Source organism: Thermus sp. KWY1 (assembly GCF_057547025.1).
In genome coordinates, this window is record NZ_BAAJPG010000023.1 from 171,260 (window position 1) to 194,572 (window position 23,313).

Consider the following 23,313-nt stretch of genomic DNA (forward strand, 5'->3'; position numbering starts at 1 on the left):
CCTTATTCTACCGGGATGAAGGCCAGGGAAGTGGGGCTGAACCCCAAGGCTTGGGAGCGCAGGAGGAGGGGTGGGGAGGGCACCAGGTCGTAGACGTCGAGGGTTTGCCCCTGGACTAGGTAAAGGTAGCCATCCTGGCCCACGAGCCCGGCCGTATAGGTGCGGAACTCCTGCTGCACGGAGGATTCCTTGGGCAGGAGCACCTGGAACCCCCGGCCGTAGACGGCCATGCCTCCCACGGGATCCAGGGCCAGATGGCTGGGCTGGGGGAAGTCCCCCAAGACCTTTTGGCTGGTGAGGGAATCCCCTTCCAGGGTGTAGAGCCTCACCTCGGTGGCGGTGGCGGCAAGCCCGAAAAGCCGCCCGCGGAGGCGGTCCAGCTGAAGGTCGTAGGGTCCTTGGCTCGCCTGGGGGTCCAAGGGCTTTTCCAGCCTGGGGGTGCCCGAAGGGTTCTGGGGGGGGCGGTAGCCCAGGGCTTGCGGGCTCATGTAGGCCAGGAGGTCCAGGGTTCCCTGGGAAAAGAGAGCCAGGCGCACCCCGGAGGGAAGGCCCGTGAGGTCCGCTTCCTCCAGGTTCCCTGAGGCGTCCAGGCTCCAGAGGAAGGCTCTTCCTGCCCCTGGGCAGTGGGCGAGAAGCCGGTTCTGCCCAAGCCGCAGGTACCCCCCGGTGCAGTCCACGTCGTTCGGGAAGGCCACCGGGGTTGGAGAAGGCTGGGGGACGGTGTCTTCCGTGAAGCCTTGGGTGGAGTAGGCCTCGAGGCGGTTAGGGAAAAGGAGGTAGAGCCTCCCGAAGGTTTGGCTATGGGCCAGGTCCTGGAGGCCCGGGGTGGTCCAGGTGCCCACGGGGTTTGGCGTGCCTCCCTGGAGATCCCGGGCCCGGAAGAAGCGCACCTCCCCCTCCCCTCCCATGGCCACCAGGGCGGGCAGGGGGGGTTCCTGGCTTCCCGTGCAGGCGCTCAGGATGAGCCCCAAGAGGGCTAAGGGTAAGGGCCAAAGCTTTTTCACCGGCCACCTCCCAGCTTTACGCCCTCCTCGGAAAGGAGAAGCCCTGCCGCCTGTCCCCCGTAGAGGAAGGCCAGGCCCACGCTCCCCTTGGCGGCGTCCAGGGTGAAGCGCATGGCCCAGCAACACCGGTCCAGGACCAGGATGAAGCGGGGTTTTAGGGGTTCTCCGGGAAGGTTTTGCGTGAGAAGGGCCGCCAGGTGGAGCTTGGTGTTCTCCCTGCCCAGGAAGGTGAGGGTGGGTCCGAAGTTGCGTAAGGCCAGGCTGTAGCCCTCGGGGGTTTGCGGCTTCCGGGTGTAGGTGAGGCTTCCCGAGAGGGAAAGCCCGGGGATGGCTCCTTCCCCCGCCTCGTCCGAGGGCACGGGCTTCCAAAGCTCCATGCCGCCGCTGAAGGTGGCGTCCTTGAGGTAGATGTCCTTATCCTCCACCTCGGGCAGGTGCAGGTTGGCGTTTAGGCGGAAGCCCACCTCGGGGAGGGCCTGGGTCAAGCCCAGGCGCAGGTTGGTGGCCCGGAAGCCCTCCTGGTACCGCCCGGAAAGCTCCAGATCCAATAGGGGTCCCGGAACGGCCCCAAAGCGGTAGCCCAGGGCGTAGCCCAGGGCCTTGGGATCCAGGGTGGTCCGCAAGGAGAGGCTTTCCGGACCGAGGATGGCCTGGCCTTGCAGGGCCAGGGTGTCCGCCTGCCAGTCCCGCCGGCCTTGCAGGGTGTAGGCTGTAACTCCCTCCCGCAGGGCATAGGTGAGGTCGGTGGTGAGGGCTCCCTTGCCGTTCAGGTCGTGACGGTGGGTGAGGTTGAGGCTTCCTCCGGGAAGGGCGTAGCCTGCTTGCAGAAGGAGGGGGTCAAAGAGGGCCTTCGGGTGGTCGAAGCGGAGGCTGGCTTTGAGGGAGAAGGGATAGGGGGTGAAGCCCGCCTCGAGGCGGGTTTCCAAGGGGCCTTCCCCCTCGAGGCCCCGCTTGTGCCCCACCGTGAGGCTGTAGCCCTGGTCCTGCAGGAGGACCTGGGCCTCCAGGGGAAGGTACCTTCCCTCCTCCAGGTTCCTGCCCGCCTTCAGGCTCAAGGAAAGGGGTCTTTCCTGGAAACCCAGGGCCAAGGTGGCCTGGTGGCTTCGCCTCTGGGGTAAGGCGTCAAACCGAAAGGGGGTTTCCCCCTCCTGGACGCTTCGGGCATAGCCCGCCTCCACGCTGAACCCTCCCAGGCTTTGCCGCAGGCTGGCCGAGGTGGTCCAGTCCACCTGCCGCTCGCGCTCCCCATCGGGGTTTTGCGTGGTGTAGTAAAACCCCCGGAAGCGGTTCTCGGCCCGGAAGGTGGCCCCGGGCCAGGGGGAGAGGGCAAGGCTTTCGCTGTGGGAAAGGAGGGCCCTTCCCGCCTCCGCGTAGGGTCCAAGGGCCCGGGCGGAGCGGTTTAGGGGGTTGGTTTCCGCCAGGTAGCGCCCCAGGATGAAGCCTGCCTGCAGGCTAAAAGGACCTTCCCGGAACACGGGGCTTTGGACCTCCACCTCGGGCAGGCGCTGGAGGATGCGGGGGGGTGGGGTGGTGGGGTCGTGGTCCAAAAACCCCTCCACCCTCAGGGTGTAGCGCCAGTCCTGGGGCGTGGGGGTGCCGGGGGAGAGGGCCTCGAGGCGGAAGCGGGTCAGTTTTTCCCGGGTATCGTCCCGCTCCACCAGGGCGCTGAGGGAAAACTCCTGCCGCTTTAGGGCGTACTCCCCCCGGTACTGGAGGGTGTCCGGGGGAGTGTGGAGGAAAAAGTAGCGCTCCTTGGCCTCCCCGGTGCCGTAGTGGTCAAAGCCGAAGCCGTAGCCCCGGCCCTGGTAGTAGGAGAGGAGGGTGAATCCCAGGCCGAAGTCGGCCACGTAGGGCAAAGCGGCCTTCAGGTAAAAGCCCCCTTCGTCCTGGCCCACCTCGAACCGGGGCCGGCGCTCGGAGAGGAAGAGGAGGAGAACGGGAAGCTCCAGAACCGGTTTCTCCTGCACCAGCACCACCACCCCCCGGGCCACCACCCGGTCCCCTGGGTACAGGACGATCTCCCGGGCGCGGAAGGCGTAGTCGGGTACCTCCTGGCCGCACGAGGCGCAAGGGGTGGCGTAGCCGTTTTCCAGGAGGATGGCCCCTGCCACCCGCTGGCAAAGGGGGCCGGTGAGCAGGAGGTCCTTGGCCTCGATGCGCACCTCGAGGGCGTCAAAGCTTTCGTCAGAGAGGTCGATCTGAAGTTCCTCCGCCTCCACAAGCCTTCCCTCCCGGTCCCGGTAGCGCACCCCTTCCGAGAGGAAAAGGAGCTTACGGGTGCGAAAGTAGGTGGCCCTTCCCGCCTCGATGGCCTCCCCATCCCGCTCCAGGCGCACGGGGTTCCCCGTGAGCACGTAGACCTCCTCCCCTCCTTCCTGCCTTAGCTCCAGCTTTTCCGCCTCCAGGATCCTCAACACCTTCTCCTGGGCCAGGGCCAGGGAGAAGAGGAGCAGGACCGCGGCCAGCCCAAAAGTGGCTTTTCGGATAGCTCCAGGCCAGGGCCGGCTCACCTCCGCCCTCCCAGGAAGAGGAGGAGGCCCAGGATCCCGTAGAACAGGTTGGGCCCCCAGGCGGCCAGGATGGGATCCAAGGCGTTTTGCTCCCCCATGATCCGCCCCACGCTCCAGGTGGCGTAGTAGAAGAAGGTGAGGACCGCCACCCCCACAAGCCCCAGGCTCCGGGACCCTCCCAGGAGGTAGAAGGCCAGTCCCGTGGCGAAGAGGGCGAAGACCAGGCTGGCCGCCGGCTCGGCGTAGCGGCGGTAGTAGGTGGTGGCCTCGAGGCCCGCCTTAACCCCGCTTTTCCTCAGCCTTTCCACCTCCTCCTTGAGCTCCTTTAGGGTCATGCGGTTGGCCGGGTTCTGCCAGGGCTCAAAGGTGAGGTCCCTGAGGACCAGCTCCCCCTCTTGAAAGCGGGTCAGGGTCCTGGGCCTATCCCCCTCGTAGGTGACCCTCAAGCCCTTTTCCACCTGCAAGACCCCTCCTTGGAACCTCCCCTCCTCCGCCAGGACCACCTCCTCCTGCGAAAGGATTCTAAGCTTTCCGATCCTGTCCCGGGCCACCTCCCCCACGTAGACCACCCTGCCCCTGGCGTCCTGGAAGGTGGTGCCCGGGGTGAGAAGGGCCCTGGGTCGTTCCAGCACCTGCCTGCGAAGGAGGTCCTGCCCCTGGGCCAGGGCTTTGGGCACCAGGCTTTCCCCCAAAAGGAAGCCCAAAAGGGCCAGGAGCGCCCCGAGGCCCAAAAGGGGTAAAAGCACGCGTTCCCGCCTTATCCCCAGGGCCAGGAGGGCCTTGAGCTCCGAGTCCTCGCCCAGGCGGGAGAGGAGGAAGAGTAGAGCGAAGAGGTAGGCCACGGGAGCTCCCCGCACCAGGGCCTCGGGGGTGCGGTAGAAGAGGTAGAGGAGAAGGGTGTAGGGATCCGCGCCCTTGGCCACCAAAGGGGCCAGGACCTCGTAGACCGCCCCGGCCAGGAAGAGGAGGACGATGACCGCAAGCCCCAGGCTGAAGTGGGCCAGGACCTCGCGCAGGAGGTAGCGGTCCAGGGTCTTCATCTGAGCCTCCAGGTGAGGTAAAGGGCCAAGGCGGCGAAGAAGGCGTTGGGGAGGAAGGCCAGGAGGGGGTTCACGTCGTAGCGGGCCAGCTGGGCGCTCAGGGTCCAGAGCACGTAGTAGCCGAAGATGAGGAGGACGATGCTGAGGAAGGCCCAGGCAGCCTCCCGGAAGGAAAGCCCCAAGGCGGCCGCCACCAAGCCCAGGAAGAAGCCCCCGAGGGCATCCGAAAGCCGGCGGTACAGGGCGAAGCGGGCGCTGGGCTCCACCCGGCTCCTTTCCCAAAGCTCCCGCAGGGTGGTGGAGTCGTAGGGATCGCGGGAGCCCAGGCTTTCCTTGGGGCGGAACTGGGTGGGGAAGGGAAGGGTGCCGGCAAAGGGCTTGGGTTTTCCCCCCTCCAGGACGTACCCCCGGAAGTGCCACCCCTCCTTGTCCCAGACTCCTTCCTGGCCGCTGTAGATCCGGCCCCTTTCGTCCACCACCCGGATGCCGTAGAGGCGGTTTTGCCCCACCTCGGGCCGCACCTCCTCTGCGTAGTAGACCCCGAGGCCCTCCGCGGCGTAAAGCTGCTTGCGCAACACCCCGCTTAGGCCTCCTTCCCCGTAGAGGAGCCGGGCCAGGTGCTGGTCGTAGGCCTCGAGGGCCTTGGGGCGAAGCTCGGCCAGGTTGAGGAGGTTGAAGAAGCTCACCAGAAGGGCCAGAAGCGCCAGGGGTTTCAAAAGGGCCCAGGGGGGTACGCCGGCGGCGTAAGCGGCCTTCAGCTCCGATTGGCGGATGAGGCGGGCGAGGCCCACCAAGATGGCGAAGACCAGGCCCAAGGGAAGGGCCAGGCTTAGGGTCCAGGGCAGGCGGTAGAGGATGAGCTTGGCGATGGCTTCCACGCCGGCTCCCCGGCTTAGGAGCACCCCGGAGAGGCTGGAGAGGAGGTCAAAGGTGAGGAGGGCCACGAAAAGCAGGACCCCCACCAGGTAGGGGACCAGGACCTCCTTGAGGACATACCGGCCCAGCACCAGGCCGAGTATACGGGGCCAGGATGAGAAACAAGCGCAGGAGGCGGGAGCTCAGTGGGCGATCACGTGGATCACGGGCAGGCCGAAGCGCTCCGCCTGGCTGTGCACGTCCAGGCGGAGCCAGCGGGAAAGCCCCGGGGGCAGGGTGGCCAGGACGATGGCCTGGTACTCCCCGGGATGGGCCATGAGCTCCTCCTCCAGGGCCAGGATGGGGGAAACATCCCCGGGCTTGGCCTCCTCTATGGCGATTCCTTGGGCCTCGAGGGCCGCCTTGGCGGCCTCCGCCTCCTCCTTGGCCCGCCTTTGGATCTCGCCCTCCTCATAGACCCAGCCCGCCGGGGGCACAGCGGGTACCAGAAGGACAAAGCGGGCCTCGGGGTCTTGGCTTCGAAGCTCGGCCAGCTTCCTGGCCAGCTCGGGGCTTTTGGCCGTGCGATGGGCCACCACCAGATACCGGGCCATGGCCTTTACCTCCTTTGCCTTGCCTCGAGGTTAGCCCCAGTTTTCGGGGAGGGCCGGGAGCGAGGTTACATTGTCCTGGCCTGTGCCCTAATACGGATTTCTTCCAGGGGAACTCCAAAGGCTCCCTAGACTCCCTGGCCTTGGGGTCATGAGGAAGGGTGACTGGGGGTCTTTTGCCCTGTTGGGGACGGGTTTTCCTGCATACCCCTTTACATACCGGCAAACCGTGGTATAATGAAGAAGTCAGAGGAAGAAGCCGCCTGCGGGCGGCGGTTTTGTTTTAGGGCACCAGGGCCACCTTGGTGGCCTGCCGCTCGTGGAAGAGGCGGTAGCCCTCAGGGGCTTCCTCGAGGGGCAGGCGGTGGCTGAACACCCAGCTACCCCTAAGCCTTCCCGCTCGTTGCAGGGCCAGAACCTCCTCGATCCAGCGGGGGATGTTGGCCAAGGCGCTTTTCAAGGTGATGCCCCGGCTGAAAGCAGCCAGCCAAGGGTATTCCAGCTTCTCGGCGGTGGGCACCCCGAGGCTGGACACGGTGCCCCCGGGCCCCGCCAGGCGGAGGGCCAGCTTCAAGGCCTCCCCATCCCCGCCCACCGCCTCCACCACCAGATCCGCCCCCAGGCCCTGGGTTTCCTTGCGCACCCGGGCCACGGGGTCTTCCGCCTTGGGGTTGACGGGCAGGCTTCCCAGGGCCGCGGCCTTTTCCAGGCGGGTTTCCTCCGGGTCTATGGCGTAGACCTGTCCAGCTCCCAGAGCATGGGCCACCATCTGGGCCATGAGGCCCACGGGCCCCGAGCCCACCACCGCCACGCTCATCCCAGGGGAGAGGAAGGGCCTTACGCCCCCGTAGGCGGTGGTGAGGATATCCCCCGCCAGGATGGCTTCCTCCGCGGGCAGGTCCCCGATGGCAAAAAGGCTTTGCCGGGCGAAGGGAACCCGCACCCTTTCCGCCTGGGCTCCCTGGAGGTTGCCCAGGGCCAAGCCGAAGCCAAAGACCCCTCCTTTCAGGCAGGCGAAGTACTGCCCCTTGCGGCAGGCTGGGCAGTCCCCGCAGGCCACCTGGAAGCTCCCCACCACCCTTTCCCCCAGGGGGAAGGGCACCAGGGGGCCCTTTTCCACAACCCGCCCCACGAACTCGTGGCCCAAGACGGTGCCCGGCAGCACCCCGGCGATCTTGCCGTGGTAGATGTGCAGGTCCGAGCCACAGATGGCGGCCAGCTCCACCTGGACGATGGCGTCGGTTTCCGCCTCCAGCTTGGGCTCCGGCACCTCTTCCACCGCCACCTGGAAGGGCCCGCGGTAGACCAGGGCCTTCATGCCACCTCCCGGGCCACCTTGACCAGCTCCTGGGCCGCCTGGGCGTAAGGGGCCAAGGCGGCGATGCTCCCCTTCTTCAACTCCAAAAGGCCCCGCATCAAGGCGGTGAGGGGCTCGAGGCGGCCCTCCAACACCTCCTGCCAGGTGGCCAAGTCGGCCTCTATGACGAAGTCGGCCTCGGCCTCCCCCTCCACCACCTGCACCCCCCGGCACGCCCCGTGCCACAGGTCCAGCACCACGGCCACCCCCTTGGGGAACCCCAGGGCGGGGTCAGGGCGCACCGCCAGGGCCAGGCTTCCTTCCCAGGTGGCGGCGGCCTTTCTGTAGGCCTCGCTTTCGTTCAGCTTCCGGCAGTAGGCTTGGGCCCAAGCTTCCTGAAAAAGCTCCATGGCTTCCCCCCTTTGCTTAAACCGAGTATAAACCTAGCCCCGAGACCTTGGGTAGGGGGTGTTTCAGGGAGTCTCCGGCCAGGCGTGTTTGGGGTAGCGGCGCATGAGTTCCCGGCGCACCTCGGGGTAGCGGTTTTCCCAGAAGCTTTTTAGGTCCTGGGTCACCTGGACCGGACGGCCCGCGGGGGAAAGGAGCTCCACCGCCACCGCTACCCGGCCTTCCAGCACCCTGGGGGTTTCCCGAAGGCCAAAGGCTTCCTGGATGCGCAGGGAAAGAAGGGGTGGGGCCCCTTCCCGGTAGGTGAGGCGCCTGCGCTTGCCCGAGGGCAGGACTAGGCTTTCCGGCGCCAGCCTCTCCAGAAGCTCCCGCTTTTCCCCCAGGAGGCTTAAAAGGATCTCCTTCCAGGGCAGGGCCAGGAGGTCTTCCACCTTCCGCACCCCCTGGGTCCAGGGGAGGAGCCAGGAAAGATCGCGAAGCAAGGCTTGCTCCGAGAGTTCGGGCACCTCTATCCCGTGGGCTCGGAGGAAGGAGAGGCGCAGGAGGACCTGCCGGGCCTCCTCGGGGAGGGGTAGCTGGCCGTTTAAGGCCTCCTCGAGGTGCTTGGCCGTGGGGGGGCCTGGGTCCACCGCCACCCGTTCCAGCACCAGGGCACCGTAGCGCTGCTCCAGATAGCCCCGGAGCCTTCCTTCCTCCCACCCGGTCCAAAGGACCAGTTCGGCCCGCTTGAGGAGATCCTCCTCGGCCAGGGGGGCGTAAAGAAGAACCCTTCCTCCCTGGGTGCCCAGGTCGGCCCAGGGGGCCACCAGGTAGGCGGGGCCGTCACCGGATAGCTGGATAAGGGGCCCGGAGGAGAGCTTGTACCGCTTTGGGGCTACCCGCTTGGCCACCCGGTCGGGATAGGCGGCCAGGAGGAGCCGGCCCACTTCTTCCGGAGCCGGAAGGCTTTGCTGGGGTTTTATCGTGCCAGGGGGGTTGCTCTCGGGAAAGAGCAGGCCAAAGCGTCCCCGCCAGAGGGCGGAAACCTGCTCGTGGGGCCAAAAGGCACCCCGCCTTTCCCTCCGGGCCTCGAGGAGGCCTTCTAGATGAAGCATCAGGTCCGGCTCCCCCTCCAGGGGATTCCGTTCCTCCAGGAGGGCCAAGAGATCGGCCGCCAGGGGGAGAAGGCCCAGCCTTTCCGCTTCCAGCACCATGCGGGCCAGGCGGGGGTGGGTGGGGAGGGAGAGGATCCGCCTTCCCAGGGGGCTTAGCCCATGCCCTTGGACCGCTCCCAGGAGTTCCAGGAGGTTCCAAGCGCTTTGCAAGGCCCCTCGGGGAGGCTTAGTGGGCAGGGGGAGGTCTTCCAGCTTCTCGCCCAGGGCCAGGGCCACCAGGAGGGCCCGGGAGAGGTCGGCCTCCAGGATCTCCGGCCTTTTTGGGGGAAAAGGGCCTTTGGGGTAAAGGCGGTAAACCCGCCCGGGTCCGGTGCGTCCAGCCCGGCCCGCCCGTTGCCTGGCGGATTCCTCGGGGATGCGCACGAGGGCCAGGCGGGTGAGGCCGGTTCTGGGGTCAAAGCGGGGTTTTCTGGCCAGGCCGGAGTCCACCACGGCACGCACCTGGGGAAGGGTGAGGCTGGTTTCCGCCACATCCGTGGCCAGGACGATCTTCCTGGGTCCAGGCCGGAGCAGGGCGGCCTGTTCCTGGAGGGGTAACCCCCCGTGGAGGGGGAAGGCGGGAAGATCCGAAAGAAGCCTTTGCGTGCGCTCTATCTCCCCTTTCCCCGGAAGGAAGACCAGAACATCCCCTTCTCCCTCCAGAAAGGCTTTGCGGGCATAGCGGGCGGCCAGGGGTTCCAGCGGGCCTTCCCAAGGCCTTTCCAGGTGAAAGACCTCCACCGGGTGGCTTTCTCCCTCCACCTCGAGGACCCTTCCTGCTAAGGCGGCCAAGGCCTCGTCGGGGGTGGCGGAAAGCAAGGCGATCTTGAGGTCGGGCCTTAGGGTGGCCTGGACCCGAAGGAGTAGGGCTAGGGCCAGATCGCTCTCCAGATGGCGCTCGTGGGCCTCGTCCAGGAGTACCGCCGAAACCCCAGGAAGGTGGGGGCTTTCCAGGAGATAACGGAGAAGCAGGCCCTCCGTCATCACCAAAAGGCGGGTTTCCTGGCTTTCCTTGCCCTCCAGCCGCACACGGTAGCCCACGGTTTTTCCCAGGGGCTCCCCCAGGTTTTCCGCAAGCCTGGCCGCCACGGCCCGGGCCGCCACCCGCCGGGGTTCAAAGAGGAGGATCCTGCCCGGCAAGGCCTTTAAGAGCCGGAGAGGGAAGAGGGTGCTCTTTCCGGCCCCAGGGTAGGCCTTCAGCAGAAGGCAGCCTTCCTGGAGGAGGAGGGCCGTGGCTTTCTCCAGCCAATCCCCGGGGTGGTCGGGCGGGTAGGGCATGGAGCGGAATGGGTCTCGGCTAAGGAGCCAGGGATTCTTCCCTCATCGTCAGATGTCCAGCTCCGCGTAGCGGGCGTGCTCCTCGATGAACTCCCTCCTGGGGGCTACTTCCTGTCCCATGAGCTTCTCGAAGAGCTCGCTGGCCTCGAGGGCGTCCTGGAGCTCCACCTTCTTCAAAACCCGCTTCTCCGGGTTCATGGTGGTTTCCCAAAGCTGCTCGGGGTTCATCTCCCCGAGACCCTTAAAGCGCTGCACCTCGTAGCTTTTCCCCTCCAGCTCCTTCAGGCGGGCGGCAAGCTCCTCGTCGGAGTAGAGGTATTCCACCTTTTTCCCCACCTGCAGGCGGTAAAGGGGCGGCTGGGCAATGTACACGTGCCCCCTTTCGATCAGGGGCCGCATGTAGCGGTAGAAGAAGGTGAGGAGGAGGGTGCGGATGTGGCTTCCATCCACGTCGGCGTCGGTCATGATGATGATCTTGTGGTAGCGGAGGCCCTCGAGGTCAAAGTGGGCTTCGTCGCCCGTACCCCCGATCCCCACCCCGATGGCCGCCACCATGGCCCGCACCTCGGCGTTTTTCAGGGCCTTGGAAAGCCCCGCCTTTTCCACGTTGAGAATCTTGCCCCTAAGGGGCAGGATGGCCTGGAAGCGCCGGTCGCGGCCCTGCTTGGCGCTTCCCCCGGCCGAATCCCCCTCCACGATGAAAAGCTCCGCTTCCTCCGGGTTTTCCGTCTGGCAGTCGGCCAGCTTCCCGGGAAGGTCGTCGGACTCCAGGGGGTTTTGCCGACGCACCAGCTCCCGGGCCTTCCGGGCGGCCTCCCGGGCTTGGGCGGCCCGCAGGGCCTTCTCGTAGATGGTCTTGGCGATGCGGGGGTTCTCCTCGAGGATTTCCAAAAACTTCTCGTAGACCACCTGGCTTACGGCGCTCCCCGCCTCGGGGTTTAAAAGCTTCCCCTTGGTCTGACCTTCGAACTGGGGTTGGGGTAGCTTCACGCTTACCACGGCATAAAGCCCCTCCAGAAGGTCGTCCCCGGTGGGCTGGGGGCCTTTTTCCTTGTTTAGGCCCGCCTTCTTGGCGTACTGGTTCAGGGCCCGGCTGTAGGCGCTCTTAAAGGCGGTGAGGTGGGTACCGCCGTCCCGGGTGGGGATCATGTTGGCGTAGGTGAGGATCTCGGCGTTGTACCCCTTGGTGTGGATGAGGCCCACCTCCACCTCCACCTCCCCCTCCTGCCCCTTGAGGAGGAAGGGCTTTTCGTAAAGAAGCTCCTCCCCTTCCGCCAGGGCCTTGGCGAAGGAGGCCACCCCCCCTTTGTCCAGGTAGACGTCCTCCCGCCCGTGGATTAGGTCCTTGAAGACCAGCCTAAGCCCCGCCACCAGGTAGCTCACCTCCCGCAGGCGGGCCCTGATCTTGCTGGGGTCAAAGGCCTGGTTCCCGAAGATGAGGGGATCGGGCTTGAAGGTGACCCGGGTGCCGGTCTTGCCCTTGGGAGCGGGCCCCACCACGGCAAGGGGTTCGGTGACCTCGCCCCGGCTGAAGGCGATCCGGTGGTGCTTTCCCTCCCGGAACACCTCCACCACCGTCCACTCGGAAAGGGCGTTCACCACGCTGGCCCCTACCCCGTGGAGGCCCCCTGAGACCTTGTAGGCGCTGCTGTCAAACTTGCCCCCGGAGTGCAGGGTGGTGTAGATCACCTCCACCGCGGGCTTGCCCTCCTCGGGCATCAGGTCCACGGGGATGCCCCGGCCGTTGTCCTCCACGGTGAGGGAGCCATCGGGATTGAGGGTGGTGACGATCTCCGTGGCGTAGCCCGCCAGGGCCTCGTCCACGGCGTTGTCCAGGATTTCCTTGAAGAGGTGGTGGTACCCCTCCACCCCCGTGCCCCCGATGTACATGGCGGGGCGGTGGCGTACCCCCTCTAGGCCTTTGAGTACCTTAATGGCGGAAGCGTCGTAACTCACCCCCTTAGTATACCACAGAAGGAATGCGGCACTTTTCCCTTAAGGATGGGCCAAGAGGGCGCGTGTTCCCGGGGAGGAGATTGGTATTATTACCAATAATGCCCGGGATGCCCTCCGCTTTGGGCCCCTGCCCCAAATGAACCGGAAGGGTGCCTTATCATGGCCCCATGCCGGTTTTGCTTTTCCTACATGCCTCCTTGGGGGTTTTGCTCCTCCTGGCGGTGCCCGCCTTGGCCTTGGTGGGCTTGCAGGGTTTTTTTCGGCCCCTGCCCGGGGGCTTCTTTCGGGCCCTGCGGGGGGTGGCCTGGGTGGCCATCCTGCAGGTGGCCCTGGGGTTTGCCCTTTTCCTGGCGGGCCTCAGGCCCAAGGATGGCCTGCACCTCCTTTACGGTCTCCTTTTGGCGGCGGGGCTCCACTACCTGGGGGGCCTCGAGCCGGGAGGGTGGTTCTACAAAGGCCTGAAGGAGCCTCCCAAGCGCCCGGAGCTCTTTGTGGCCTTGGGCCTCCTCTTTGCCGTGGGGCTTGTCCTTCGCGTTTACCTCACCGGGCGCTAGCGGCAAAGGGAGCCTGGTTCAAGGCCAAATCCCTGGGCACCGGAATCCGCAAGAGCATCTCCCGGGTGAGGTGGGGCACCACCTCCCGGTAAAGCCCCCGGTAGTAGGCCTGGACCTCGAGGCCGTTCAGGTAAGCCACCAGGCCTTCCGGGTCCACCTTCACCCCTGCCTTGGGCAGGAGGTGGAACTCCTCCCGCCAGGGATAAGCCCTCTTATCCCAGGCGGCCACCACCCGGTAGTGGCGGGTGTTCCCCACCACCAGGTGGGGGGTGGCGTAGAAGGGCTTGAGGAGCCCCGCGGCCTCCTTGGGGAAGTAGAGGCCAGAGTAGGGGGTTTCGTAGTCGATCTCCCCCGGCTTCAGGTTCCTCCCCGTGAGCACCGGCACCAGGCCGGGGCCCGGGGCGGTGCGGGTGAGGGGGTGGGATCGGATCTCCGGGCTCCTGGCGGCGAAGTGGAGGTGGAAAAGCGCCCCCAGGGGCACCCCTCTCTTTTCCATCTCCAGGGCCTTGGGGTCGGGGAAGCGGATCATCTCCCCCTGCCAGGCGGGGTCTTCCAGAAGGAGGACGGGGCTATGGAACCATGGGCCCTCGGCGTCGTAAAGCCTTAGTCCCCTTCCCCCCTTACGGAAGCGGACCACCGCGGCCACCACCTTGACCCCGGGGAAGGCCCGGCCCAGGTAGTAGACCTCCGTCTCCCCCTCCCGGGCCAGGAAGGCCCTGAGCTTCCGGAACTCCGAAAGGACCATCCACCCCGCGGGGACCACGAAGACCAGCATCCCCGAGGGAGCGAGGAGCCTCACCCCCTTCTCCAGGAAGGCCCCGTAGAGGTTGTAGCGCCCGTGCCAGGTGGCGAAGCGACTTCGGTAAAGCCTCCGCTGCTTTGGGTCCAGCCGGGCTCCCGCTCCCAGGGCCCCGTAGGGAGGGTTCCCCAGGATGAGGTGGAAGGTTTCGTGGGGCTCCCAGAGGAGGAAGTCCGCCACATGGCCTTCCGCCCAGGGGGGAGGGTCGAAGGCCAGGGGGTCCACCTCTACCGCATGGAAGCGATAGCCTGAGCCGTGCGCCTCCCGGAAGGCACGCAGGAAGGGGGCGTGGGCTGAGGCGGGCTCGAGGATCCTTCCCCCCTTGGGGGCTTCCGCCAGGGAGACCATGAAGCCCACCAAGGAGGGAGGGGTGAGGATGCGGCCCAGGGTACGGGGGGGCAAGGAAGCCACCAGGTGTGTCCTTCGGGAAGCGGCCTAGCGGATCACCCCAAGCTTACGGCCGACTTTCTCGTAGGCCTCGACGGCCTTGTCCAGCATCTCCTTGGTGTGGGCGGCGGTGACAATGTTGCGGATTCGGGCTTTCCCCCTGGGCACCGTGGGAAAGCCAATGCCCACAGCGAAGACCCCTTCTTCCAGGAGGAGGCGGCTCGCTTCAAAGGCCAAGGGGGCCTCCCCGAAGAGTACCGGGGTGATGGGGGTCTGGCTTCCTAGGGTGTCGTAGCCCATACGGGCAAGCTCCTGCTTGAAGTAGCGGGTGTTTTCCCAAAGCCTTTCCACCCGCTCGGGCTCCTTCTCGATGAGCTCTAAGGCACCCAGCAAAGCCCCCACCACCGCCGGGGGGTGGCTGGTGGAGAAGAGGAAGGGCCGGGCCTTGTTGATGAGGAGGTCCTTGAGCTCTAACGCCCCGGCGGCATATCCCCCAACCACCGCCCAGGCCTTGGAGAGGGTGGCCACCTGGATCACGTCGGGGTCCTGGTGGAAGCCAAAGTGGTGCACCGTGCCCTTGCCCTTTTCCCCCAGGACGCCGCTTCCGTGAGCATCGTCCACGTAGACCACCGCCCCGTACTTCTTGGCCAGGGGCACGATGCGGTCCAAGGGAGCGATGTCCCCGTCCATGGAGAAGACCCCGTCGGTGACGATGAGTTTGAGGCCTTCGGTGTCGTGGGCCTTCAGGAGTTCCTCCAGGTGGGCCACGTCGGCGTGGCGAAAGACCAAACGGGTGGCCTTGGTGAGGCGGAGGCCGTCGATGATGCTGGCGTGGTTCAGCTCGTCGGAGAAGACCAGGTCCCCCTCCTGGAGCAGGGCTCCCAGCACCCCCTGGTTGGCGGTGAAACCCGACTGCAGGACCAAGGCGCTTTCCGTGCCCTTGAAGCGGGCCAGGGCTTCTTCCAGCTCAAGGTGGTAGGTGAAGGTGCCGGCGATGGTGCGCACGGCTCCGCTTCCCGCCCCCCACCGTTCCAGGTACTGGCGGGCTTTCTCCTTCAGGTAGGGGTGGTTGGCGAAACCCAGGTAGTTGTTGGAGGCCAGGTTCACCACTTCCCGTCCCTCCACCCGGGTTACGGGTTCCTGGGGAGCCTCGAGGACCTTGGGGCGGATGTACAGCCCCTCCTGCTTTAACCTTTCCAGCTCGCTTTCCACGCGGGCGCGCAGGGATAAACTCATGGCCTTATCTAACCCCGGGGGGTGGGTTCATGGCAAGCCGCACCTGGACTTGCGGGTGTTTCTTACCTTCTCTTGATCGAGAGGGGTTAACCTGAGTGAGGGGGTGGGAGCGCTTCCATAACCATGGACCGATCCACACCGAGGGAATCCTGGCAGGCGGAGTACGAGGCAGAGCGCTTGGAGTGGCGGGCTAGACTCCTGGAGCTGGTTCACCGGTTTAAGGGGGAGCCCGATACCCTCCTTCCCTTCCATGAAGTCTTGGCCTTACGACCCAGGGGGGAGCATCACCTTGGGCTTAGATCCATCGAGGTGGACAGGGTGGTGGGTTCGGTGGACCGCTACGAGGATTTCCACCGCCACTTCCTTCCGCGAACCCCCCATACCCTGGAGCGCTGGAAGCGCCTCAGGGCTCTCCAGCTTTCAGGGGTCGAGTTTCCCCCTATCGAGGTGTACCAGGTGGGGGAGGCCTACTTCGTCAAGGACGGCAACCACCGGGTGGCCTTGGCCAAGGCTACGGGCCAGAAATTCATCGATGCTTACGTGATCGCCCTCGAGGTGCCGGTGGCCTTGCAACCCGGGGATACCTTGAAGGACCTTATCCTCAAGGCCGAGTACGCCCATTTCCTGGAGAGGACCCGCCTGAAGGAGCTCATACCTCCAGAGGAGTTCTCCGAGATCCGCTTTACCACCTTGGGACGCTACGACCTTCTTCTGGACCACATCGCTACCCGGCGGTACTTCAAGGGTTTGGAGGAGGACAGGGAGATCCCCTGGGAGGAGGGGGTGTTGGATTGGTACCGAAACCTTTACCGGCCCACAGCAGAGGCCATCCGCCGCCTGGGCTTGCTGCGGGAGTTTCCCGGCCGCACCGAGGCCGATCTTTACCTATGGGTGATGGACCACCGCTACTTCCTGGCCCAGGAACTGGGGGCGGACCTTGGCCCCGAGGAGGCCGCCCGCTCGTACGAGGCTCGGTTTGGGCCCTGGTGGAAGCGGCTTGGGGGGTGGCTGAAGAAGGCTATTTTGGGGTAGGCATGGAACCACTCATTTTCTCACAAAGGTACCATTTGTCAAGTGCAAATAAACAAGGCGAAAACCTGATGCCTCTTAAAGTTTTCTAAGCCACCCTCCTTAGAAGCGGGGGTGGAGAGGGAGGTGACCCCGCTATGCGAAAGGGCTTGCTTTCTCTGGCTGTCCTTTTTCTGGCTGCATGTGCTCCTCAGGTGACGACCAAGGTAGACTCGGGACTTTCACCGGATAATCCCTATGCCACCTATACGGGTCCTAGGGCAAAGGTCGTGGTTGCCTCGTTTTCGTGCAAAGCGGAGAAGTGTGGACCCGGTGTGGATTCTTCTCAGGTTGGTGCGGCTGTTTTGGGTAAGCTGTTTGGAATAGAGGTTTCAACGAGCCGAGGAGACGTGGGAGCTGGGATTTCTGATATGCTCACCACGGCGCTGATTAACACCAATCATTTTATCGTGTATGAACGGTCCGTCCTCGAGCAACTACAGAAAGAAGCAGGTATAGGCAACCAAGTTCAGCAACTTCAGGGCGCGGAAATCCTGATTACTGGAACCATCACCGCTTTTGAGCCCGATGCTAGTGGTACACGGGGTGGGGGTGGTGGACTCTTGGGGGGTTTATTAGGTGCGGTGGCGGGCGGCCAGAAGAAGGCCTATGTAGCCGTGGATTTCCGAGCGGTTGATGTTCGCACGGGGGCCGTGGTGGCCGCTTTCCGCGTGGAAGGGGAGGCTTCCGATACCGACTTTGGCGGCCTGCTCGGCGCCCTGGTACCCGGGGCTGCCCTGGGCGGGGCCCTAAGCCAGTATCAAAAGACCCCCATGGGTAAGGCCCTTGCGGTCATGGTGAGCAAAGCGGTGGAGGAGCTCATCCGGCGCATACCCCCCTCCTACTTTAAGTACGGTCCGGACGGCCAGCCCCTGCCCCAAAAGGGCTAGGAAGACCCATCTTCGCGGGGATGGCGGCCACCCTTGGCCGCCATCTCCCTTCTTGACAACGGGAACAGGCCGGAGCATCCTGTATACAGGATGCAGACGCTAGGCTTTCGCCGGCCCAACCAGGTGCGGGAGGCCGTGTACCGGCACCTCAAGGACCTTCTCCTCTCCGGGCGGTTCGCCCCTGGGGAAAGGCTTTCCGAGCCCCTCTTGGCCCAGGAGCTCGGGGTTTCCCGCACCCCCGTGCGGGAAGCCCTCATGCGCCTTGCCGAGGAGGGCTTGGTGGAGCTGGTGCCGGGCCGGGGGGCCAGGGTGCGGATCTTCAGCCCGGAGGAGGTGGAGGAGGTCTACGGGGTGCGGGCCCTTCTGGAAGGGGAGGCGGCACGGGAGGCAGCCCTTAGGGCCACCCCTTGGGAGCTTGCCGACCTCGAGGCCCGCCTTAAAGCCATTGACGAAGCTCCCCCTGAGGACTACCCCGAGCAGATGCGCCGGGACTTGGAGTTCCACCGGGCCTTGGTGCGGCTTTCCGGGAACAAGACCCTCTACCGCCTCTACGAGGACCTCCTTTCCAGCCTGGCCCTGGTCCGGAGCACCCTGCCCACCCTTTCCCAGGAGGAGGCCACCCGCAAGGAGCACCAGGCCATCCTCGAGGCCCTGAGGAGGCGGGACCCCGAAGGGGCTAAGAGGGCGGTGGAGGCCCACGTGTACCGGTTCCGCGACCTGGTGGTGGCCAGGCTTAGGAAAGGAGGGGTATGAACCTGGATTTGTTCTATCGGCAGGCGGTGCTTTCCGTGGCCGGGAACCCCAAGGTGGAGGCCCTCATCAAGACCCGGGCCAGGAGCCTGGTGCGGCGCTATGTGGCGGGGGAGACCTTGGAAGAAGCCCTCTTGGTAGCGGAAAGACTCGAGGCCCAGGGGGTCCACGCCATCTTGGACCTCCTGGGAGAAATGGTGAGAAGCGGGGAGGAGGCCCACGCTTTCCAGAAGGGGATCCTGGAGCTCATCCGGGCGGTGGCCGGGCGCCCCTGGCCCAAATACGTGTCCTTAAAGCTTACCCAGCTTGGGCTGGACCTCTCCGAGGCCCTGGCTTTAGAACTTCTTCGGGAAATCCTTAAGGAGGCGGAGCCCAAGGGGGTCTTCGTGCGGATAGACATGGAGGACTCTCCCCGGGTGGAGGCCACCCTGCGCATCTACAAGGCCTTGCGGGAGGAGGGCTTCAGCGGGGTGGGGGTGGTTTTGCAAAGCTACCTGTTCCGCACGGAAAAGGACTTCTGGGAACTACTCCCTTACCGGCCCAACCTGCGCCTGGTGAAGGGAGCCTACCGGGAGCCCAAGGAGGTGGCCTTCCAGGATAAGCGCCTCATCGACGCCGAGTTTTTGCACCTGGGGAAGCTAGCCCTGAAGGAAGGGCTTTACGTGGCCTTCGCCACCCACGATCCCAGGCTCATCGCTGAGGTAAAGCGGTACATCGGGGCCATGGGCATCCCCAAGGACCGCTTTGAGTTCCAGCTCCTCTACGGGGTGCGCCCCGAGGAACAAAGGCGCCTGGCCCAGGAGGGCTATACCGTGCGGGCCTACGTGCCCTACGGCGACCACTGGTACCCCTACCTAAGCCGGCGCATCGCCGAACGGCCCGAAAACCTGTTTTTGGTGCTAAGGAGCCTCCTAGGAGGCTAAAGAAAAAGGAGGTAAGGCATGACGGTGGAACCTTTCCGCAACCAGCCCATAGAAACCTTCCAGACGGAGGAGGCCAAGCGGGAGATGCGGGAGGCCTTAAGGCGGGTCAGGGCCGAGTTTGGCCGCCATTATGGCCTCTACATCGATGGGGCCTGGGTGGATACCCAGGAGAAGATCCAGTCCCTAAACCCCTCGGCCCCGAGCGAGGTGGTGGGGAGCACCGCCAAGGCGGGGCCTTCCGAGGCGGAATCCGCCCTGGAGGCGGCCTGGAGGGCCTTTAAAACCTGGAAGGACTGGCCCCAGGAGGACCGGAGCCGCCTCCTCCTAAAGGCGGCGGCCCTCATGAAAAGAAGGCGGCGGGAGCTGGAGGCCACCTTGGTCTACGAGATCGGCAAGAACTGGCTCGAGGCCAGCGCCGAGGTGGCCGAGGCCATTGACTTTCTGGAGTACTATGCCCGCCAGGCCCTCAAGTACAAGTACCCCTCCGTGGAGGTGGTGCCCTACCCCGGGGAGGATAACGAAAGCTTCTACATACCCTTGGGGGCTGGGGTGGTCATCGCCCCCTGGAACTTTCCCATCGCCATCTTCACCGGCATGCTGGCTGGGCCCGTGGCGGTGGGGAACACCGTGGTGGCCAAGCCCGCGGAGGACACGGTGGTCATCGCCGCCAAGGTCTTTGAGATCCTTCACGAGGCAGGCTTCCCCCCAGGGGTGGTGAACTTCCTGCCCGGCAAGGGAAGCGAGGTGGGGGCCTATCTGGTGGAGCATCCCAGGACCCGGTTCATCAACTTCACCGGGAGCCTCGAGGTGGGGCTTTGGATCCACGAAAGAGCCGCCAGGCTGGCCCAGGGCCAGCGCTGGATCAAGCGGGTATTCCTGGAGCTCGGTGGCAAGGACGCCATCATCGTGGATGAAACCGCCGATTTTGACGCGGCCACCGAGGGCATCCTCATCTCCGCCTACGGCTTCCAGGGGCAGAAGTGCTCGGCAGCAAGCCGGCTCATCGTCACGGAGAAGGCCTTTGAGCCCTTGATGGAAAGGGTTCTGAAGCGGGCCGAGCGCCTGGTGGTGGGCCCGGCCGAGGAGAACCCCGACCTGGGCCCTGTGGCCAGCAAGGCCCAGGAGAAAAAGATCCTTTCTTACATCGAGATCGGCAAGGGGGAAGGCCAGCTGGTCCTTGGGGGAGAGCGCCTGGAAGGGGAGGGCTACTTCATCGCTCCCACCATCTTCACCGAGGTGTCCCCCACGGCCAAAATCGCCCAGGAGGAGATCTTCGGCCCGGTGCTTTCCGTGATCCGGGTAAAGGACTTCGGGGAGGCCCTCGAGGTGGCCAACAACACGGTCTACGGCCTCACGGGTGGGGTTTACTCCCGCAAGCGGGAGCACCTGGAAAGGGCCAGGCGGGAGTTCCACGTGGGGAACCTCTACTTCAACCGCAAGATCACCGGGGCCCTAGTAGGGGTACAGCCCTTCGGCGGCTTCAACCTTTCCGGCACCGACACCAAGGCCGGGGGGCCTGATTACCTCCTGCACTTCCTGCAGATGAAGACGGTGGCCGAAAGGTTCTGAGGCTTCCTTGATGCCCGGCTCCCCCTGGACGCCAGGGGGGGCTTGGGCTATTCTGGGAACATGAGCCCGCTTCCCGCCCTTTGGTGGCCCGGTTAGGTCCCCGGGGGCGGATGGGCGTGTTTCCCCGGGGCTAGGCCCCGGGGTTTTTGTAAGGAGCGGCATGGAAACCATAAGGCCTTTTCGCAAAACCCTCTTGGCGGACCTGGAAACCCCGGTGACCGCTTACCTGAAGCTTTCGGAGAAGGCCCCGGTGAGCTTTCTTCTGGAGTCGGTGGAGCGGGGAAGGCAAAGCCGCTTTTCCATCATCGGGGTGGGGGCCCGGCGCACCTTCCGCCTGAAGGACGGGATTTTCACCGTAAACGGGGAAAGGGTGGAAACCCGGGATCCCCTGCGCACCCTTTATGAGGCGGTTCACGCTCCCATGGAGCGGCATCCCGACCTGCCCCCCTTCTTCGGGGGGGTGGTGGGGTACGCCGCCTACGACCTCATCCGCTACTACGAGCGCCTGCCCTCCCTCAAGCCCGACGACCTGGGCCTCCCCGACCTCCTCTTCGTGGAGCCTGAGGTGGTGGCGGTCTTTGACCACTTGAAAAACCTCCTGCACCTGGTGGCCCCGGGGCGGGGCCTCGAGGAGGCCGAAGCCCGCCTTCTTTGGGCCGAGAGAAAGCTTAAGGGTCCCTTGCCGGGGGTGCCGGGGGAAAGGCCGGGGGGGAGGGCCCGCTTTGAGCCCGACATGAGCCGGGAGGAGTACTTAAGGGCGGTGGAAAGGGCTTTGGAGTACATCCGCGCCGGGGACATCTTCCAGGTGGTCCTCTCCTTACGGCTTTCCTCCCCCCTTACCGTGCATCCCTTTGCCCTATACCGGGCCCTGAGGAGCGTGAACCCTAGCCCTTACATGGGCTACCTGGACCTAGGGGAGGTGGTCTTGGTTTCGGCGAGCCCCGAAAGCCTCCTCCGCTCCGATGGCCGCAAGGTGGTCACCAGGCCCATCGCCGGCACCCGGCCCCGGGGGAGAGACGAGGAGGAGGATAGAAGGCTTGCGGAGGAGCTTCTAAAGGACGAGAAGGAAAGGGCCGAGCACGTGATGCTCCTGGACCTTTCCCGCAACGACATCGGCCGGGTTTCCGCCTTCGGCACGGTGCGGGTCCTGGAGCCCTTGCACGTAGAGTACTACTCCCATGTGATGCACCTGGTGTCCACGGTGGAAGGGATGTTGGCGGAGGGCAAGACCCCCTTGGATGCCCTGGCCAGCGTCCTCCCCATGGGCACGGTTTCGGGAGCCCCCAAGATCCGGGCCATGGAGATCATCGAGGAGCTGGAGCCCCACCGCCGGGGACCCTATGGGGGAAGCTTTGGGTATCTGGCCTACGACGGGGCCATGGACGTGGCCTTGACCCTGCGCACCTTCGTGATCGCCAAGGGTTGGATGCACGTGCAGGCGGGGGCGGGCATCGTGGCGGACTCGGTGCCGGAAAGGGAGTACGAGGAGTGCTGGAACAAGGCGAAGGCCCTTTTGAAGGCGGTGGAGATGGCGGAGGAGGGGCTATGAAGGTTTTGGTGATCGACAACTACGATAGCTTCACCTACAACCTGGTCCAGTACCTGGGGGAGCTTGGGGCAAGCCCCGTGGTCTGGCGGAACGACCGGTTCGCCCTCGAGGAGGTGGAGGCCTTAAATCCCGACCGCATCCTCATAAGCCCGGGTCCCTGCACCCCCTTGGAGGCTGGGCTTTCCCTGCCCTTGATCGGCCGCTACGCCCCCCGCTACCCCATCCTGGGGGTCTGCCTGGGGCACCAGGCCATCGGCATGGCCTTCGGGGGCAGGGTGGTGCCCGCCCCGGTGATCATGCACGGAAAGGTGAGCGAGATCCACCACGACGGCACCGGCATCTTCCGGGGTCTTCCCAATCCCTTCCCCGCCACCCGCTACCACTCCCTGGTGGTGGAGGAGGTGCCGGAAGACCTCTTGGTCAACGCCTGGGTGGAGGAGGCGGGGAAGAGGACGGTGATGGGCTTCCGCCACCGCCAGTACCCCACCCACGGGGTGCAGTTCCACCCGGAAAGCTACCTGACGGAAGCGGGTAAGATCATCCTTAAGAACTTTCTGGAGGACCCATGGAGGCAGTGAAGAAGGCGCTTTTGGGCGAGGTGCTCACCGAGGAGGAGGCCCACGGCCTCATGCAGGCCATGATGGCCGGGGAGCTTTCCCCCGTGCAGGTGGCGGGGGTGCTCACCGCCATGGCCCTGAGGGGGGAGACCCCCTCGGAGATCGCCGCCATGGCCCGGGCCATGCGGGAGGCGGCCCGGCGCATTCCCGTAAGCCGCAGGCCGCTTTTGGACATCGTGGGCACCGGGGGGGACCACAAGGGGCTTTTGAACCTCTCCACCCTGGGTGCCCTGGTGGCGGCGGCGGGAGGGGTGGCGGTGGCCAAGCACGGAAACCGGGCGGCCAGCTCAAGGGCGGGCTCGGCGGACCTCCTCGAGGCCCTGGGGGTCAACCTGGAGGCTCCCCCCGAGCGGGTGGGGGAGGCCATTGAGGCGCTGGGCTTTGGTTTCCTCTTCGCCCGGGTTTTCCACCCCGCCATGCGCCATGTGGCCCCCGTGAGGGCCGAGCTGGGTATTCGCACCGTGTTCAACCTCCTGGGCCCCCTCACCAACCCTGCGGGGGCCGACCGGTATGTCCTTGGGGTCTTCAGCCCCCGGTGGCTTGCCCCCATGGCCGAGGCCCTGGGGCACCTGGGGGCCAAGGGGCTGGTGGTCCACGGGGAGGGGGCGGACGAGCTCATCCTGGGGGAGAACCAGGTGGTGGAGGTGGGGAAGGGAGCCTACACCCTGGTCCCCGAGGAGGTGGGGCTGGAGGCGTATCCCCTCGAGGCCCTAAAGGGCGGCTCCCCAGTGGAGAACGCCGAGCTGGCCAAAAGGATCCTAAAGGGGGAGGAGAAAGGCCCTCACGCCCAAGGGGTGGCCCTAGCGGCGGGGGCGGGCTTCTACGCGGCGGGCAAGGTGGCCACCTTGCGGGAGGGGGTGCGCCTGGCCCACGAGGTCC

Annotated in this window: 20 protein-coding genes; 9 read left to right on the top strand and 11 right to left on the bottom strand. The window is 65.5% G+C overall.

Features of this window, described 5'->3' with window-relative positions; translation table 11 throughout:
• Positions 1-2 precede the first annotated feature (2 nt).
• The 9 genes from AC27GT_RS07515 to AC27GT_RS07555 all read right to left on the bottom strand — a co-directional run bounded on the left by AC27GT_RS07515 (position 3) and on the right by AC27GT_RS07555 (position 12,092).
• Positions 3-1,004 carry a hypothetical protein gene (locus AC27GT_RS07515; protein WP_487223867.1) on the bottom strand — a complete coding sequence of 334 codons (1,002 nt, stop codon included), beginning with the start codon at positions 1,002-1,004 and terminating at the stop codon, positions 3-5.
• A complete protein-coding gene (locus tag AC27GT_RS07520; protein ID WP_487223868.1) occupies positions 1,001-3,514 on the bottom strand; it encodes an LPS-assembly protein LptD in 2,514 nt (837 codons plus the stop codon). The genes AC27GT_RS07515 and AC27GT_RS07520 overlap by 4 nt, the downstream gene beginning before the upstream one ends.
• Positions 3,511-4,554, bottom strand: a complete 1,044-nt coding sequence (locus AC27GT_RS07525) for an LptF/LptG family permease (RefSeq protein WP_015718142.1) — start codon at positions 4,552-4,554, stop codon at positions 3,511-3,513. Before AC27GT_RS07525 ends, AC27GT_RS07520 begins: the two co-directional genes overlap by 4 nt.
• The gene (locus tag AC27GT_RS07530) at positions 4,551-5,561 is read right to left on the bottom strand and encodes an LptF/LptG family permease (RefSeq protein WP_487223869.1); all 1,011 of its coding nucleotides are present in this window, start codon (positions 5,559-5,561) and stop codon (positions 4,551-4,553) included. Before AC27GT_RS07530 ends, AC27GT_RS07525 begins: the two co-directional genes overlap by 4 nt.
• A gap of 51 nt (positions 5,562-5,612) precedes the next feature.
• Positions 5,613-6,023, bottom strand: a complete 411-nt coding sequence (locus AC27GT_RS07535) for a hypothetical protein (protein WP_487223870.1) — start codon at positions 6,021-6,023, stop codon at positions 5,613-5,615.
• A gap of 280 nt (positions 6,024-6,303) precedes the next feature.
• Positions 6,304-7,338, bottom strand: a complete 1,035-nt coding sequence (locus tag AC27GT_RS07540; RefSeq protein ID WP_487223871.1) for an alcohol dehydrogenase family protein — start codon at positions 7,336-7,338, stop codon at positions 6,304-6,306.
• Positions 7,335-7,727 carry an SCP2 sterol-binding domain-containing protein gene (locus AC27GT_RS07545; protein WP_487223872.1) on the bottom strand — a complete coding sequence of 131 codons (393 nt, stop codon included), beginning with the start codon at positions 7,725-7,727 and terminating at the stop codon, positions 7,335-7,337. Before AC27GT_RS07545 ends, AC27GT_RS07540 begins: the two co-directional genes overlap by 4 nt.
• Before the next feature lie 63 nt (positions 7,728-7,790).
• Complete coding sequence (hrpB, locus tag AC27GT_RS07550) at positions 7,791-10,136, bottom strand: ATP-dependent helicase HrpB (protein ID WP_487223873.1); 2,346 nt, start codon at positions 10,134-10,136, stop codon at positions 7,791-7,793.
• A 48-nt stretch (positions 10,137-10,184) separates the two neighbouring features.
• Complete coding sequence (locus tag AC27GT_RS07555; protein ID WP_015718136.1) at positions 10,185-12,092, bottom strand: DNA topoisomerase subunit B; 1,908 nt, start codon at positions 12,090-12,092, stop codon at positions 10,185-10,187.
• 167 nt (positions 12,093-12,259) lie between these two features.
• On the opposite strand from AC27GT_RS07555, the gene AC27GT_RS07560 reads away from it, so the two are divergent.
• Positions 12,260-12,646 (top strand): hypothetical protein, encoded by a 387-nt coding sequence (locus AC27GT_RS07560; protein WP_487223874.1) that lies wholly within the window; start codon positions 12,260-12,262, stop codon positions 12,644-12,646.
• On the opposite strand, the gene AC27GT_RS07565 is transcribed toward AC27GT_RS07560, so the two are convergent.
• Positions 12,633-13,793 (bottom strand): TaqI-like C-terminal specificity domain-containing protein, encoded by a 1,161-nt coding sequence (locus AC27GT_RS07565; protein ID WP_487223940.1) that lies wholly within the window; start codon positions 13,791-13,793, stop codon positions 12,633-12,635. The two genes, AC27GT_RS07560 and AC27GT_RS07565, sit on opposite strands and share 14 nt — an antisense overlap.
• Before the next feature lie 87 nt (positions 13,794-13,880).
• Positions 13,881-15,068 carry a glycine C-acetyltransferase gene (locus tag AC27GT_RS07570; protein ID WP_487223875.1) on the bottom strand — a complete coding sequence of 396 codons (1,188 nt, stop codon included), beginning with the start codon at positions 15,066-15,068 and terminating at the stop codon, positions 13,881-13,883.
• A 123-nt stretch (positions 15,069-15,191) separates the two neighbouring features.
• Here AC27GT_RS07570 and AC27GT_RS07575 point away from each other — a divergent pair, with 123 nt between their 5' ends.
• The 8 genes from AC27GT_RS07575 to trpD all read left to right on the top strand — a co-directional run.
• On the top strand, positions 15,192-16,100 hold the full coding sequence (locus tag AC27GT_RS07575) for a DUF4032 domain-containing protein (protein ID WP_054392407.1): 909 nt from the start codon (positions 15,192-15,194) through the stop codon (positions 16,098-16,100).
• Positions 16,101-16,234: 134 nt separating this feature from the next.
• Positions 16,235-17,026 (top strand): CsgG/HfaB family protein, encoded by a 792-nt coding sequence (locus AC27GT_RS07580; RefSeq protein ID WP_028494490.1) that lies wholly within the window; start codon positions 16,235-16,237, stop codon positions 17,024-17,026.
• A 90-nt stretch (positions 17,027-17,116) separates the two neighbouring features.
• The gene (locus tag AC27GT_RS07585) at positions 17,117-17,779 is read left to right on the top strand and encodes a GntR family transcriptional regulator (protein WP_038028404.1); all 663 of its coding nucleotides are present in this window, start codon (positions 17,117-17,119) and stop codon (positions 17,777-17,779) included.
• The gene (locus AC27GT_RS07590; protein WP_054392409.1) at positions 17,776-18,699 is read left to right on the top strand and encodes a proline dehydrogenase; all 924 of its coding nucleotides are present in this window, start codon (positions 17,776-17,778) and stop codon (positions 18,697-18,699) included. The genes AC27GT_RS07585 and AC27GT_RS07590 overlap by 4 nt, the downstream gene beginning before the upstream one ends.
• An 18-nt stretch (positions 18,700-18,717) precedes the next feature.
• Positions 18,718-20,268, top strand: a complete 1,551-nt coding sequence (gene pruA, locus AC27GT_RS07595) for an L-glutamate gamma-semialdehyde dehydrogenase (protein WP_487223876.1) — start codon at positions 18,718-18,720, stop codon at positions 20,266-20,268.
• Between the two features lie 160 nt (positions 20,269-20,428).
• Complete coding sequence (trpE, locus tag AC27GT_RS07600) at positions 20,429-21,817, top strand: anthranilate synthase component I (protein WP_015718127.1); 1,389 nt, start codon at positions 20,429-20,431, stop codon at positions 21,815-21,817.
• Positions 21,814-22,395 carry an anthranilate synthase component II gene (locus tag AC27GT_RS07605; protein WP_487223877.1) on the top strand — a complete coding sequence of 194 codons (582 nt, stop codon included), beginning with the start codon at positions 21,814-21,816 and terminating at the stop codon, positions 22,393-22,395. The genes trpE and AC27GT_RS07605 overlap by 4 nt, the downstream gene beginning before the upstream one ends.
• The coding region (trpD, locus tag AC27GT_RS07610; protein WP_487223878.1) for an anthranilate phosphoribosyltransferase at positions 22,383-23,313 on the top strand (931 nt) is incomplete at its 3' end. The genes AC27GT_RS07605 and trpD, both read left to right, overlap by 13 nt.